The 15,728-nt window shown below is 26.2% G+C and carries 11 protein-coding genes and 1 riboswitch; of the genes, 2 read left to right on the top strand and 9 right to left on the bottom strand.

What is annotated here, in order from left to right:
* Nucleotides 1–59: 59 nt before the first annotated feature.
* The gene (locus AC07E4_RS02675) at nt 60–1,391 is read right to left on the bottom strand and encodes an APC family permease (protein WP_478215665.1); all 1,332 of its coding nucleotides are present in this window, start codon (nt 1,389–1,391) and stop codon (nt 60–62) included.
* A gap of 86 nt (nt 1,392–1,477) precedes the next feature.
* A riboswitch (Lysine riboswitch) is annotated at nt 1,478–1,652 on the bottom strand.
* Between the two features lie 199 nt (nt 1,653–1,851).
* On the bottom strand, nt 1,852–2,085 hold the full coding sequence (locus AC07E4_RS02670) for a TIGR04540 family protein (protein ID WP_034440230.1): 234 nt from the start codon (nt 2,083–2,085) through the stop codon (nt 1,852–1,854).
* 558 nt (nt 2,086–2,643) lie between these two features.
* On the opposite strand from AC07E4_RS02670, the gene AC07E4_RS02665 reads away from it, so the two are divergent.
* Together AC07E4_RS02665 and AC07E4_RS02660 are read left to right on the top strand one after the other, a co-directional pair.
* Complete coding sequence (locus AC07E4_RS02665) at nt 2,644–3,519, top strand: alpha/beta hydrolase (RefSeq protein WP_478215664.1); 876 nt, start codon at nt 2,644–2,646, stop codon at nt 3,517–3,519.
* Nucleotides 3,520–3,550: 31 nt separating this feature from the next.
* Nucleotides 3,551–4,291, top strand: coding sequence for a hypothetical protein (locus AC07E4_RS02660; RefSeq protein ID WP_478215663.1), 741 nt, complete (start codon nt 3,551–3,553; stop codon nt 4,289–4,291).
* 90 nt (nt 4,292–4,381) lie between these two features.
* Here AC07E4_RS02660 and AC07E4_RS02655 read toward each other — a convergent pair whose 3' ends face one another.
* From AC07E4_RS02655 to AC07E4_RS02625, 7 genes are all read right to left on the bottom strand, one after another.
* On the bottom strand, nt 4,382–4,936 hold the full coding sequence (locus AC07E4_RS02655; protein ID WP_478215662.1) for a GNAT family N-acetyltransferase: 555 nt from the start codon (nt 4,934–4,936) through the stop codon (nt 4,382–4,384).
* Nucleotides 4,937–4,944: 8 nt separating this feature from the next.
* Nucleotides 4,945–6,132, bottom strand: a complete 1,188-nt coding sequence (locus AC07E4_RS02650; RefSeq protein ID WP_478215661.1) for a hypothetical protein — start codon at nt 6,130–6,132, stop codon at nt 4,945–4,947.
* A gap of 232 nt (nt 6,133–6,364) precedes the next feature.
* Nucleotides 6,365–8,134 (bottom strand): ABC transporter ATP-binding protein, encoded by a 1,770-nt coding sequence (locus AC07E4_RS02645; protein WP_478215660.1) that lies wholly within the window; start codon nt 8,132–8,134, stop codon nt 6,365–6,367.
* Nucleotide 8,135: 1 nt separating this feature from the next.
* On the bottom strand, nt 8,136–9,866 hold the full coding sequence (locus AC07E4_RS02640; protein WP_034440219.1) for an ABC transporter ATP-binding protein: 1,731 nt from the start codon (nt 9,864–9,866) through the stop codon (nt 8,136–8,138).
* 574 nt (nt 9,867–10,440) lie between these two features.
* Entirely contained in the window at nt 10,441–11,961 is a 1,521-nt protein-coding gene (locus AC07E4_RS02635; RefSeq protein ID WP_034440218.1) for a YfcC family protein, read from the bottom strand.
* A gap of 363 nt (nt 11,962–12,324) precedes the next feature.
* The gene (locus tag AC07E4_RS02630; protein ID WP_034440216.1) at nt 12,325–13,842 is read right to left on the bottom strand and encodes a YfcC family protein; all 1,518 of its coding nucleotides are present in this window, start codon (nt 13,840–13,842) and stop codon (nt 12,325–12,327) included.
* 497 nt (nt 13,843–14,339) lie between these two features.
* Nucleotides 14,340–15,641 carry a uracil-xanthine permease family protein gene (locus AC07E4_RS02625; RefSeq protein WP_034440214.1) on the bottom strand — a complete coding sequence of 434 codons (1,302 nt, stop codon included), beginning with the start codon at nt 15,639–15,641 and terminating at the stop codon, nt 14,340–14,342.
* Nucleotides 15,642–15,728: the final 87 nt, after the last annotated feature.

Here is a 15,728-nt window from a genome sequence, read left to right as displayed (position 1 = left end):
AGATAAATTAAATATGCTCTTATAAAATTATTTATTTATAACCTATTAATTTTATTTTTCTATTTATCTTTTTTGCTGAATATATTGTTATGGTAATTATATATATAAAACGGAATTCCACCTAACATTAGTAAAAATCCCCACATTACTATTTCTGCTCCTGAACCATATATAGTCCACATAGCATATATAAATCCTAATAATGGTATTATTGATTTTTTTAAAAATACTTTAATATTAAATTCATTACTTTCTTTAAACATAAGCATAATTTCAGCTGATATAGTTAATAAATATACAGGTAAAAATGCTAATGTTGCAAGTATAGTTATAAAAGTAAAGGCTGAAACCATACTTTTTTGATAATTCATTATAAGTAATATATTTACAAGTATTGATCCTACTATTAAAGAATTTGCTGGTGTTTCATATTTGGGATGTAACTTTCCAAAAAACTTAGGAAATACACCATCTTGACCTGCTGCATATGCAACTCTTGCTGTAGATAAAAGCCAACCTATTACAGATCCTAAAATGCATACAATTACTGATATTGTTAAAAGTTTTCCAATTGAACTTCCTAATATATTAGTTAATATATCTGTTAATGGAGCAACACTTTGTGATAAATTTTCATTAGACATATTCCCTAGACTACCTATACTAATTAATAAATATATAATTGACGCTATTATAAGACCATATATTGTACTTTTTTTTACGTTCTTTTCTGGATTTTTAATTTCACCTGCTGTTACTGTTGCACTTTCTATTCCTACAAAAGCCCACAATGTTGATGTAGCAGCCAATGGTATAGTTCCTAACCCCTTGCCTTCTGGCAATAATGGTAACATATTTTGCTTATCAAAATTTAAAAATGCAATTACTATAAAAACTCCAAAAAATACTATTTTAAATACTGTTGCAAAACTTTGAAGTATCCCTGCTTTTTTTACTCCAACTATATTAATTATTGTAAATATCCATAGTATAGAACTTGTATAAATTATAGATGCAACTGGATTTCTTAATATAGGAAAAACCTGTGAACTATAACTTCCTAAAGCTACTATTATAGCTGCATTGCCTATCCATGAACCATTCCAATATAACCATGCACTTAAAAAGCCTGTAAATTCTCCAAATGCTTCCTTAGTATATGTATAAGCACCACCAGTGCTGGGATATTTAGTTCCTAAATTTGCAAAAGACATAGCTATTAATATTGAACCTAATGTTGTAACTATCCAAGCAATAATTGTTGATAGTGGTCCTGATACCTCTGCAAGTGTTGCTGGCAACATAAATACACCTGAACCAATCATATTTCCACACACAAGCATAGTTGCCATGAAAAGGCTCATTTCTTTTTTTAAATTTTTTTCTTCCATTTAAAATGTTTCCTCCTTAGTTATGAGTAAAAAAAACAAGCTCAAAGGCTTCTCTTTGAGCTTGTCCATATCTAAAGATTAACAAACACAAAGACAGCACTCCACAAATAACTTTGTGACAGTCTTGCATATGTTATATACAAGACCAATGCATAGTGTTAAAGCATTAACTATACATTTCGGCAATAATCCCTTTCATATTAACTCATAGTGCTTAACTCATTAATATTACTCTTTATTATTGCAACCTCTATCTTTACTCTATATTTTTATTTACGTTTTTATTATTTAATTGATATTTTAGCACTTTTTTCTCAAATGTCAAATTATATTTAAATTATAATTTCATTAATCTTATATTATATAAGTATTTTATCATTATTTTTAGACTCTTTATAAGATTAAATCTCCATATAAATAAAACCGTACCCAATATTTGAGTACGGAAATTTTTTCAATTTTAAGCTTGATTTTTAACTATTTTATCTACTATTTCAGCATATTCGCTTCCTATTACATTAAATATTTTTGATGACATTTTTCCATCTTTATAAAATCTAGTATCATTACTTTCTAAAAGTATTATTACCTTTTTCTCTAAATCTTCGTAGGAAATAAGTTCATCTAAGTATACATCTACTAAATCCTTTACACATGTTGCTAATTCTTTTGGATTTTTATAAACTTTTCTCATAATTTGCTCCTTGTTCTAACCTTAAATTAAATCAATATTTTTTTATACATATTTTTTTATGTATCTTAGTCATATTATATAATAATTTATTTAAATTTCAAGTATTTTATTTTATTTATAAGATTTTAATATATTGTTCATTTAAAACTCACTATATAGTGTTCCAAGTTCAAATTTAAAGTAATGTCTTTCTAAAATGATAGTACTAATCTTATAGTTTATTGCTATATTTATATTTGGAACCAGTTGACAATTGAAAATTGACAATTGACAGTTATGGTTAATATTACTCATTTCATTCCTAATATTTAAAATAGAAATACCTAAAAACTACATTCTTACATTGTTTCCCACTAATTTGCTCTTCAAATTATTGCAAAATTTAATTTTAAAAAACTGAAACGTCAGTTTTATCCTTCATTGTTAATTGTTAATTTTGTATAGCACTTTCTCAACTGAAGCATGAATAACTTAAAGTTTCAAAGAAGTTCTAATTGTACTTATTTCCCTATTTTTACTATTATATGCTAAAATATTGTATATGGGGGTATATAATAAATGATAGATTTAATAGAACTTAATGGTAAAAAAACTGAATATTATATAAATGGAAATAGTGATAAAACCATTTTAATATTTCCTGGCATGGAAGGCACTATTTATGATTGGTTAGATATTGCCGAGGAAATTTCTAAAAATTTTACTGTAATATTAATTCATCGCCAAGGGGTAGGCAAAAGTGAATTTATAAATGAATCTGAAGGAGTTTTAACTGCATGTAGACAAGCATATTCATTGCTTGAAAAACTAAACATAAAAAATAAAATTATTTTATTAGGTCATTCTTATGGTGGACTTTGTGTACAATACTTTGCTAAATTGCATCCTGAAAAAATAGAAAGTGCTATTTTAGTAGAATCAACTTCCATATATGTAAGAGAACTTGATAAAAATAATGTTTTTTTAAAGGATAATAAAGAATGGCTAAATCTATGCAAAAAGTATTCTAACTCTACTAAAGATGAATTAAGAAAAGAGTTAAATCCTAATTTATCTAATAAACAATTACTTTTACCTAAATATATTCAAACTGAACTTTTAGATTTTTATATAAGACCTGAGCTTTACAAAGAAGAATATTTAGAAATACTAGATTTAGATAATGTTACTAAATTCAATGATTTATCAGCATTTCCCGACATTACACTAAAAATACTAGTTAGAGATGCTACTTATTCAATAAATAAAATGATTATAGAAGAAGGTTTAAATGAGTCTGAAGCTAATTATATAGAAAACATATGGCAAACTGCATCTAAAAAATTATTATCTTTATCAACTAAAAGTTCTATGGAATTAATTGAAAATTGTGGACATTTAATCAACGAAGACAATCCTGATGCCATTATAAATGCAATTTATTCATTAGTTTAAACTAAAAATATTATATTAGGGGGTATATCTTATGTGGAAAATTTTTCAGAGTGAGCATTATATATTCAATTTCCATGAAAATAGTTTAGCTGAAAAACATATAAAGGAAATAGCATTATTTCAAGAAAATTGTTTTAACCATATAACTAGAGTTCTAAACATTAGTGTAAATGAAAAAATTAAATACTTTCTATGCAATGATTCAAAGGAAGTTGGTAAATTATACGGTGATGATGATCCATGTAATGGTTTTTGTAGATATCCTGAAGATGAAGGAGAATCTGGATTATATGCAGTATACAATGACAAAACAAAATGTTTAGGATATCATGAAGATGCTCACTATATAACCTATTTAAAGTTTGGGTTAGCTAAAAGTACATTTTTAAGAGAAGGTTTAGCTATGTGCTTTGACAAAACATGGTGGGGAATTCCTAATGAAATTTGGGTTAAAAATTTTATAACTTCATCTAAGTATATTTCTTTAAATATGTTGTTAGAGGATGAGAGCTTTTATAAACATAATCAAATATTTACTTACACCTTAGCTGGTGCATTTACAAGTTTTTTAATATTTAATTATGGAAATAAATCATATACTAACTTATATAAAAAATTTACTGAAACAAATTCATTAATTCATTTTGAAAGTATTTACAATAAATCTATAGAAGAACTTGAAAATGAATTTAAACAAGATTTAATAAATACTAACTTTGCAGAATTTATAAATAAAGAAGTTAAACTAACTGTTGATACTATTAATATATAAAAAAATAGGTACGCTAATAAAGATTTAGCCTACCTATTTTTTATAATTTACTGTATTTCTTTTTTTATATACTTAATTAACACTAATATTTTATTTTCCACTAAACCACTCTTCTTTTAATAAATCCATATATACAACATCTGAAAAAGCTCCATTTCTACTGTCAAATATAGCTTTTCTTATTATTCCTATCTCGTTAAAACCAAGCTTTTTATATAAATTTTGTGCTCTAGTATTATCTTTCATTGTAGTTAACTCTATTTTATTTAAATTTAAATGTTTAAACATAAAATCTATAAATATTTTAAGTGCATCTTCTCCGTAACCTTTTCCTTGTTCATCTACTTCACAAATTTTAATTCCAAGTTCTGATTTTTGGTTTCTTGAGTCATAATCACAATAATTCATTTCCCCTATAGGTTCTAAATCAGATTTTTTACATATAATATATCTCTTAGTTTCAGGAAATAATTCTGTACATTCAATATCATTAATTATAGATTTTCTTATACTTTCTTTGCTTTTTAAAAGACCACATATCCATGTAGCATGAGCCATTAGTTTTTCATTATTCCACCATTTATAAAGGTACTCTTCATCACCAATTTCCATTTGTCTTATTGCCACCTTTTCACCATAAATCATACCTAATCTTACCTCCAACAAAAACTCTTTAAATATCTACCTTCACAATCTTTATTTTCTGGTTTTTCTACAAAACCTATATTACATAAGTATTCATTTGTTAGTCCAAAAATTTGATGCCACATTTCATTTAATATTTCTTTTATTTTAACTTTATGCTTTATTGCTGTAATATTAAGTTTATTATCTTCTAAACTAATAAGTATTTTATTAACTTGTTCATAAATTTCATTAAGTATAATTTCACCTATTTTATATATAATTTTTTTATCATTCTCATTAAATATTGGAATATTAAGTTCAATATTTCTTCCTTGTTCTTTTTTTAAATACTCCATATTAATTAAAAAATCTGCTATTTCCTTTTCTTCTGTAGTTAAATCTTCATATTTTAAATTTTCCAAATTAAGTTTAATAATTAATTCCCCACATTTATTTGCTAACTCTTTATTCATTCTTTCAATAATTTTTATATATGAAAAGTTAAGTTCTTCAAACTTTGTAGAATTATTTATTCCTAAATTAGTTAAATTTAAAAATCTAAACATATCTTTTCTATTTCCATTACAATCACCAAAGCTATTAAATGTATATTTTTCTGTTCTATAATTATTGCTACTACAAAGTAATCTATTGCTATGATTAGATACTACTTCACTTTTTTCATATGCTACGATTAAATAATCTCTATTTCCTATTTGTTCTTTTGATGTACAAAATAGCCCCTTTTCTTCAAAAAATTCAAAAGCAGTTCCATCAAATACATGGTCACATATTATATGATACAATAATCTTTCATTTGAATATTTCTTGTAAGTACTTATTTTTTTCAATTCATTTAAAATAATTTCTTTTATATTTACAATTTTATTTCCAATAGACTCTCCTACTCCATATAAAAACTTTTCTATCTTTAAAACATCTTGTTCTAGAAATATCGGAAAGTCTATTCTATATGAATTATTTCTTTCCTCTATAGCATTAATTTTAACCATGTCATAAAGTATATCTTCTACTATTTTTTCATCAATATCTAATTCATTTGATATATCTCTTTTTTCTATTGAAAATGGCTCATTTGATGCTATAAAATATATTATTTCTTGTGCCTTTAATCTATTTAAAATTAATGCTGGATTGTATTCGTCATAACTTCCTGCATCTCCAAAAAAGTAAAATTCCATTTCCCTATTCATTGCTTTCCCCCATTTTGTAAACTGAATTTTGTTATATTTTATCTTTTTAGGTATACTTCTTATTTCTTACCTTACTAAGTTTAATTTTGTAATGAAAAATTTAAAGAAACCCTTATTTAAAAATTAAAGAATTTTACTTTTACATGTTATTAGCATCTTCCAGAATAGCCCTTTAAATTTATCCATTACAATGTAAAAACTTTAATTATTTCTAATATAATTTATTAATTTCTTATGCTCCTTCATTTAAAAAACTATATTGTGCACAATACATATTGTAATAATAGCCTTTCATTTTCAAAAGCTGCTCATGTGTTCCCTCTTCCACAATTTCACCTTTTGATAAAACAAATATTTTATCACAATCTCTTATAGTTGAAAGTCTATGTGCTATTACTATTGATGTTCTACCTTCCATAAGCTTTTTTATTCCTTTTTGAACAAGTCTTTCTGTCTCTGTATCAATATTTGCTGTTGCCTCATCTAGTATTAATATTTTAGGATTAGCAATTAATGCTCTTGCAAAAGCAATTAATTGTCTTTGTCCTAATGAAAGTCTAGAACCTCTTTCATTTACCTCTGTATCATATCCATTCTCTAATTTTTTAATGAAGTTGTGTGCATTTACAGCCTTTGATGCTGCAATAACTTCATCATCAGTAGCACCTAATTTTCCATATTTAATATTTTCTTTAATAGTAGTAGAAAATAAAAATGAATCTTGAAGCATTATACCCATTTGGCTTCTTAAACTTTCCAGTTCTACATTTTTTATATCTACTCCATCTATTAGCACTCTTCCGAATGTTGGATCATAAAATCTACTTATAAGATTAGTTATAGTAGTTTTTCCTGCACCAGTTTCACCTACTAATGCAACCTTTTCTCCAGCTTTTAAACTAAATGATGTATTTTTAAGTGCATGAACATCATTGTTATCGTATGAGAAAGTTACATTTTCAAATTTAATATTTCCTTTTATAAAAGGCATTTTTTCATTTTTTCCTTCTGTAACCATATCATTTGTAGTGTCTAGAACATCAAATATTCTCTCTGCTGCTGAAAGATTTGTTATAAATGCACTATAAAAAGACGCTAAATTCATTATAGGTCTCCAAAGCATTTCTATATACATAACAAATCCCATTAAAGTTCCCATAGATACACTATCATTTACAAATAATTTATATCCTGCAAATAATACAATTGCTATTCCTGTTCCCCTACATAAATCAACTATAGGCCAAAAATAATCTTGAATTTTTACAGCATTTAAAAATCCATCTCCATGTTCATTTAAGTTATTTACAAATTTATCTTTTGAATATTTCTCTCTATTAAATCCTTGAACCACTCTTATACCTGAAAATGCTTCATGAGTATATCCAAGTAAAGTTGAACGCTTTTCCCTAAAAATTCTCCAACGTTTGTTTGATTTTATTTCAATAAGAAACATTGCACCTAAAAGTACAGGAAGTACTATTATGCAAATAGTTGCAAGTATTGGATTTAATATAAACATCATTACTGTAACTATAGTTACAGTAAAAATATTAGGTATTAAATTAACAATACTGTTATTTAATAAATTTTGTAATGCATTTACATCTCCTACTACTCTTGAAAGTATTTTCCCAACTGGTCTATTATCAAAAAAGGAAAAACTTAAAGTTTGTATATGAGTATAAAGCTCATCTCTTATATCAATTAAAATTCTATTTGTTATTTTACTCATAGATAATATTCTTATCTTAGACAATATCATTGCAACTATATTTATACCTACTAATGCAAGTCCCATACCAAATAATCCACTTACATTTTTATTTGCAACAAAAGTATCAATTGAAACTTTCATAAGATATGGGTTTAGTGTATTACAAGTCATTACAACAAGTAACACAAGTATTACTCCTATGGTTTTCCACTTATATGGTTTTACATATTGCCCTAATCTTTTTACCGTATTCCACTTATGAACTTTGCTTTTATCTTCAACCATATTAACTTACCTCCTTTATTAGCTCAAAATCTTTAAATTGATGACAGTAAATACTATAGTAATAACCTTGTTTTTTCAATAATTCTTCATGATTTCCCATTTCTACGATTTTACCGTCTTTCATAAATAATATAATATCTGCATCTTTAACTCCTGAAATTCTATGAGCTATTATAAATGTTGTTGGTTTATCTCTTCTATTTGAAAGATTCTTTAAAACTTTAAATTCTGTTTCCATATCTAATGCAGACGTTGCATCATCTAATATTAATATGGAGCTTTTACTTAAAAGTCCTCTTGCTATAGAAATTCTTTGCTTTTGTCCTCCTGAAAGTCCAACACCTCTTTCACCAATCTCAGTATCATATTTAAGTTCCATTTCATTTATAAAGTCATATGCACAACTTTCTTCTGACACTTTAATAATTTCTTCAAATGAATTTTCATTTCCAAAATCAATATTATTTTTTATTGTATCTGAAAAAAGAAATGTATCTTGAAATACTACTGACATATTACTTCTTAATTTTTCCAAATTCCATTCTTTAACATTTACTCCATCAACTAAAACTTCACCATCATATACATCATAATATCTTCCTATTAAAGATAATAATGATGTCTTTCCACATCCTGTTTCACCCATAATAGCTACTGTACTACCTTTAGGAATATTTAAATTTATATCTTCAAGAATTTCTTCATTATTATATTTGAATTTTACATTTTTAAATTCTATATTACCTAAAACTTCATTTGGGTTATATCCATCATCTTTAGATTTTATATTTGGTTCTCTTTCAAGAATTTTATATATCTTATTTATAGATGCCTTATTTTGAGATAAAAGATTTATAAGCCATCCTAAATTTCTTACACAAAATGAAATATTCATTATATAACTACTAAAAGCAAGGATTGTTCCAAATGATATTTTTCCTTGTATAGTTAAAAGACCTCCAAATATAATCATCGCCACTGGTGCTAAGTTAGTCAAAAAATCTACTGTTGGCAAAAACTTACTGAGTAGCTTTGCTTGTTTAACATTCAAATTGTAATACTCATTATTTACTTCTAAAAATTTACTTATTTCATGTTTTTCTCTCGCAAATGCCTTTACAAGTCTTATACCTGCTATATCTTGCTGTGCCATTGAGTTTATTTCTGCTGTTTGATCACTTATCTTTTCATACATATCACAAAATTTCTTGTCAAATCTCAAACCTAAAATACTTACAGGCGCTAAAACTACCAAAGATACTACAGTTAAAAATGTATTTAACTTAAGCATAATTACAAGTGTTATTATAAAAAGAATTATAGCTTCTATTAAAAGTCTTATTCCGAATCCTAATGTATCCCAAATAGTATCAACGTCTTCTCCAACTCTTGACATTAGTTCTCCTGTATTTATGTTATCAAAAAAGGAAAATTCAAAAGTTTGTATTTTACTAAATAAATCTTTTCTCATATCTTTAGCAACATTTAATGCAAATTTATCAAATAAATATTCTTTTATATATCCAATAACTGAACGTAATAACGTTAAAATCATAAATATCATAAAAAATTTTAATAACATATTATCTTTTTTATTTATCATGATATCATCTACAAATATTTTCTGTAGATATGGAAATGTACTATCAATTCCTAGTGCAATTATCATCCCTATAATGGGAATACTAAGTGCTTTTAAGTGTTTTGCTATATAGTTTTTAAATAATTTCATGTTTTTCACCTCTCTATAATTTTTACCTTATGCATCTAAATAAGAACTTTATTTCATTAAAAACATAAAAAGAGACCCTATTAATCTTAGCTACACTAAAATTAATAGAGCCTCTTTTTAGGCTATATTTATAAAAGCGCAACTTCTCAGTCGCGCTCTAATAATCAATAATGAAACAAATTTTAAAAGTTATTAAGTAAACTTATGTAACCTTACAAAATCTTATTCTTATTTAGAGGTAAGACTGATGACATCTTAACTTTTTTGCATGCTATACCGTTAAATCTTCTCACTATAATCACATCAAAGTTTCTATTCATTAATATTGTTGTCATGATTTTACCTCCTCTTATTTTTTCTTAAAATTCAAATAATTTGTACTACATTATTTAATTATACTTTTATTTTTTGTATCGTCAACTAGTTTATTTATATTTTTTCAATTTATACATAATTTTAACATATTATACTTATTTTTATATTACTTTTCATTCCTTAATTTCTTAATATAATTTATTAAATTCCTATCAAATTAAAAACACATATGAAATAAACTTCACATGTGTTTTCCCTATTATAGTGGTATAAATGCTTGTAATATTAACATTATAATTGATAATCCACCTATTAATCCCATCAATGGCATTACAAATTTAAGCCATTTATCATAAGTTACATCTACCATTTCTAGCGTTGCCAATATAAGTCCTGTTGGTGTTATAAAGGACATTAATCCTTGTCCATAAGCATATGAACTTACTATAACATCTCTTGACAATCCTACAGTATCAGCAAGTGGTGCCATAATTGGCATTGCAAGTGTTGCAAGCCCTGAAGCAGATGGAATGAAGAATCCTAATACTAAGAATATAAGCATCATAACAATTATAAATACTATAGAATTCATACCATTTACTAAATTAGATGAATAATATAAAATACTATCACTTATAAGCCCATTATCCATTATTATATTTACACCTCTAGCAACACCTATAATAAGTGCAACTCCAGTTAAATCTGCAGCACCTTCTACAAATTTATTTACAAAAACCTTCTCTCCCATTCCTGAAATAAAAGCTATAACTAATGCTATAAACAGGAATAATGCTGTCATTTGTTCAAATGACCACTCTTGACTTGAAACACCCCAAATCATTATAATAAATCCTATTAATAATATTGTTAACATAGCTTTTTTTCTAAATGTAAATTTAGGTATGTTATCTTTATCATAGTTACTTAAGAATTTATTATCTATATGCTTTTTATCTTCATATATAATAGATGCAGATGCATCTTTTTGAACTTTTTTAGCATATTTAATAATATAAATTATACATACTGCCATAGATACTATAAGTCCTATTATTCTCCAAGTAAGACCTTCAGTAAAATTTATACCTGCTGCATTAGAACCTATAACTGTACAAAATGGATTTACAGTTGAGAACATAGTTCCAAGTGCTGAACCTAAGTATATAGCTGCTATACATACAATTGCATCATATCCTGCAAGTAAGAATATAGGCATTAATATTGGATAAAATGCTATAGTTTCTTCTGCTAGTCCAAAAGTAGTTCCTCCAAGTGCTATAGCCGCTGAAACAACAATTATTAAAACTATTTCTTTTCCCTTTGTTGCTCTTGATAAACTCCCCATACCTGCATCAAAAGCACCTGAGTGATTAATAACTCCTATAATTCCACCTAATATAAATACAAACATTATAATATCAATAGATTCATATACACCTTTTATTGGTGATGCAAGAATATCATATATTCCTTGTGTATTACTTTCTACTTTTTCATAAGTATCAGGAATTGCTATTGGTTTACTTATAGCACCTTCTGTAAACTTTGAAATATCAACTTTAATATTTAGCTTATCTAATGTTTCTTGACTAGCTTCTAAATGTTCTATTTCCCCTTTAGGATTAGTAATTGAAAGATTTTTACTTTCAGCATCATATGCAAGCTTAGTATATTTTCCTGCTGGAATTACATAAGTAAGTAATGCAGCAAGAATTAATACTATAAATGATACTGTAAAAGCCGTAGGAAATGATCGTTTCTTTTTTTCTTTTGCCATTTGTATTCCCCCATTTTTTTGTAATTTTATATATTTTTACTTATATTATATTATCACTCCTTATTTTTTTTCAATAGATTTTGCCTTTACATTTTACTTTTTTATCTAAGTTTTTCGAATTTTTTAAATTTTTAGTTTTTCTTAAATTTTATAAGAATTATATACAAATAAAAAGTATTTATTTTCAATATAAATATTTTATTCTACATTTTTAATTATTTTATACTAATATTCTATTAACAACTTTAAAAGTTAAATTTGCTTATATATAGTAAATCAACTTGTTTTCTTTACAAATAAAAAAAATAGTAGAGATTGCTATAAACATTCTCTACTATTTTTAATATGTTATTAATAATTTAATTATACTAAAACTTGAATTATTAACATTGCAATTCCTATTCCACCTATCATTCCCATTAGTGGCAATACAAATTTTAACCATTTGTTATATGTTACATCTACCATTTCTAATGATGCAAGTATTAATCCTGTTGGTGTAATGAAAGACATTAATCCTTGACCATAGATATAAGCACTAACTATAGTATCTCTTGATAATCCTACTGAATCAGCAAGTGGTGCCATAATTGGCATTGCAAGTGTTGCAAGACCTGATGATGATGGTATAAAGAATCCTAATACACAGAATATAACTACCATAACTAATATAAATAGTATTGAGTTCATTCCAGTTACTAAGTTTGAAGAGAAATATAGAATAGTGTCACTTATAAGTCCACTTTCCATTATTATGTTTACTCCCCTTGCAACTCCTATAATAAGAGCAACTCCTATTAAATCTCCTGCTCCAGTTACGAACTTATCAACAAATACTTTTTCGCCCATACCTGAAACTATTCCGATAACTATTCCTACTATTAAGAATAGAGCTGTCATATCTTTGAAGCCCCAACCTTTTGTTGAAACTCCCCAAACCATAACTACGAATGCAAGTGCAAATATTATAAGCATAAGCTTTCTTCTTATATTGAATTCTGGTAAATTATCAGCATCATATCCACTTAAGAATTTATTTTCTATATGATCTTTGTCTTCATATATATATGAATTTTTAGCATCATGTTGAACTTTCTTAGCATAACGGATTATGTATATTAATGCTAATGTTACTGCTAAAACAAGACCTATTCCTCTAAATAACATTCCATCAGTAAAGTTTACACCTGCTGCATTAGAACCTGTAACTACAGAGAATGGGTTAGTTGTCGCAAACATTGTTCCTATTGTTGAACCTAAGTATATAGCTGCTATACAAACAAGTGCATCATATCCTGATACAAGATATATAGGCATTAGTATTGGATAAAACGCTATTGTTTCTTCTGCAAGTCCAAAACTAGTTCCACCTGCTGCTACTAATACAGTAACTATAACTATAAGTAACATTTCTTTTCCTTTAGTAGCTCTTGACAAACTAGCAATTCCAGCATCAAAAGCTCCAGAATGATTTATAACTCCTATAATTCCACCTAATATAAATACAAACATTATAATATCAATTGAATCATAAACACCTTGTATTGGTGCTGCTAAAACTTCAAAGAAACCTTGTGGTTGTTGTTCTAGTTCTTCATATGTATCTGGAATAGCTATTGGTTTGCTAATTTTTCCACTTGTGAACTTTTCAACATCTACTTTAACTCCAAGTTTTTCTAAAGTTTCTTGTGTTGGATCTAACTCAGTAACATCTCCTTTAGGCATAGTTACCATAAACTTATCTGATTCTACATCATATTTAAGTTTTGCATAACTTCCTGCTGGTACTAAATAAGTAAGTAATGCTACAAGGATTAATACTATAAACAGCACTGTAAAGGCCGTCGGAAATGATTTTTTCTTCTTTTTTTCTTTACTCATTTTTGTCCCCCTTTATTTTTTAAATTTTTGTTAAATTTGTTACATTTTCATTATATAGTTTTTTCTATATTTTTCAATAGTTTTCGACTTATTTCTTAATTTTCTTTTTATTCTTTCTTTTCTGTTTATTGGATTTTAATACATATATTTAATTTTATTAGTATTTTTAAAATTCATTAAGTATATTATTATTATTCTCCAAATTTAATATAATTATGTATACTTTGTTATTCATCCTATTTTATACATTTTTCATAATAATTCATATATAACTATTTTTTATTCAAAAAATATTTTTTAAAAAATTTTAAAAAAATTCACTCAAAGTTAACTTTTATATATAATTTGTAAATTTTTATTTATAAAAATAAAAATTGCTATAAAGTCATTTTAGATTTTATAGCAATTTAAAGCTTTTTATATATTTAATTTTAGAATTTATAATTTTAAATTAAAGTTTAGCTATCTCAAAAATAAGTATGTCTTCTTTTTCTATATTAACAAGCTAATTCTGATTTGCTTTCAGACATAGCTTTTTCTTTTTTTATTTGTTTTCTATTTAATACTGCATTTAAAGTTACTCCAACTATTGCAGCTAAACTTAATCCTGATATTTTTACTGTTTCTGTAACTGGTATTCCTAATGATACTCCAAATTTCTTTTCTAATAATGTTGTTCCTAATCCTAAAACTACTATAGTTAACATAACAATACTATTTCTTAAATCAAATTTTACATTATCATTTTTTATGCTTTTTACACCAACCATAGCTATCATTGAGAATAATATTATGCTTATTCCACCCATTACAGATGAAGGAATTGATTGTAAAAATCCTCCTACCTTTGAAACTACCCCTAATAATATTGCTATAACTGCTGTAAGTCTTAATATTGATGGATCATAATTTTTTGTTAATGCAAGTACTCCAGTGTTTTCTCCATATGTTGTATTTGCAGGTCCTCCTATTAATGCTGAGAACATTGTTGCAAGTCCATCTCCTAGTAAAGTTCTATTTAAACCTGGATCTTCAATAAAGTTTTTTCCTACAACTTGACCATTTGTAGTTATGTCGCCAACATGTTCCATTAGTACTGCTAAAACCACTGGTGCGATTACCATTATTGACCCAAAATCAAACTTAGGTAATGTAAATTTAGGTATAGCTACTATAGGTGCACTAGTTATTATTGTTGTATCTACTATTCCTAATGATAATGCTAATAAATATCCTACAATAACTGCTAATAATATAGATAATTGCTTTAAGAATCCTTTACAGAATACTCTTATTAAAATTGCTACTGACAATGTAACTATTGCTACTATAATATTTTGAGATGCCATCTGGAGTGCTGTAGGTATTAGATTTAATCCTATTACTATTATCATCGGTCCTATAACTTGTGCTGGAAAATATCTTTTTATATTATGCACACCTATCTTTTTTACGCAAAATGATAGTATTACATATATAAGTCCTGCAACCATAATTCCACCTTGTGCATATCTTAAATCTCCATTATGAACTTCTTTAACAGTAACTATAACTGATATGAATGCAAAAGATGAGCCTAAAAACACAGGTACCTTACCTTTAGTACATAAGTGAAAAATTAATGTTCCACATCCTGCTGCTACAAGTGCAATAGATGGATCAAATCCTGTAAGTATTGGAACTAATACCGTAGCACCAAACATTGCAATTAAGTGTTGACTTGCTAAAACTATTCTTTTTAATTTTTCGAATAAAATATTTCCTTTAACCTCATTTGAATAAACAACTTTTTCTGACATAAAAAAACCTCCTGAAATTTTTTTCAAGGAGAAACTTAATTTCTCCCTTTCAGCCTCTCTGGACTGATTAAAAGGCAATACTTGTCT

This window comes from Clostridium amazonense, assembly GCF_056431285.1.
Note: the sequence above shows the minus strand (reverse complement) of the source record. Positions and strands in the feature narration are given on the sequence as shown.

Bases quoted from the DNA above. Each gene is read 5' to 3' on its own strand.
- AC07E4_RS02660 (WP_478215663.1), top strand. From the start codon at position 3,551: ATGTGGAAAATTTTTCAGAGTGAGCATTATATATTCAATTTCCATGAA.
- AC07E4_RS02630 (WP_034440216.1), bottom strand. From the start codon at position 13,842: ATGAGTAAAGAAAAAAAGAAGAAAAAATCATTTCCGACGGCCTTTACA.
- AC07E4_RS02675 (WP_478215665.1), bottom strand. From the start codon at position 1,391: ATGGAAGAAAAAAATTTAAAAAAAGAAATGAGCCTTTTCATGGCAACT.
- AC07E4_RS02640 (WP_034440219.1), bottom strand. From the start codon at position 9,866: ATGAAATTATTTAAAAACTATATAGCAAAACACTTAAAAGCACTTAGT.
- AC07E4_RS02655 (WP_478215662.1), bottom strand. From the start codon at position 4,936: ATGATTTATGGTGAAAAGGTGGCAATAAGACAAATGGAAATTGGTGAT.
- AC07E4_RS02670 (WP_034440230.1), bottom strand. From the start codon at position 2,085: ATGAGAAAAGTTTATAAAAATCCAAAAGAATTAGCAACATGTGTAAAG.
- AC07E4_RS02650 (WP_478215661.1), bottom strand. From the start codon at position 6,132: ATGAATAGGGAAATGGAATTTTACTTTTTTGGAGATGCAGGAAGTTAT.
- AC07E4_RS02645 (WP_478215660.1), bottom strand. From the start codon at position 8,134: ATGGTTGAAGATAAAAGCAAAGTTCATAAGTGGAATACGGTAAAAAGA.
- AC07E4_RS02665 (WP_478215664.1), top strand. From the start codon at position 2,644: ATGATAGATTTAATAGAACTTAATGGTAAAAAAACTGAATATTATATA.
- AC07E4_RS02635 (WP_034440218.1), bottom strand. From the start codon at position 11,961: ATGGCAAAAGAAAAAAAGAAACGATCATTTCCTACGGCTTTTACAGTA.
- AC07E4_RS02625 (WP_034440214.1), bottom strand. From the start codon at position 15,641: ATGTCAGAAAAAGTTGTTTATTCAAATGAGGTTAAAGGAAATATTTTA.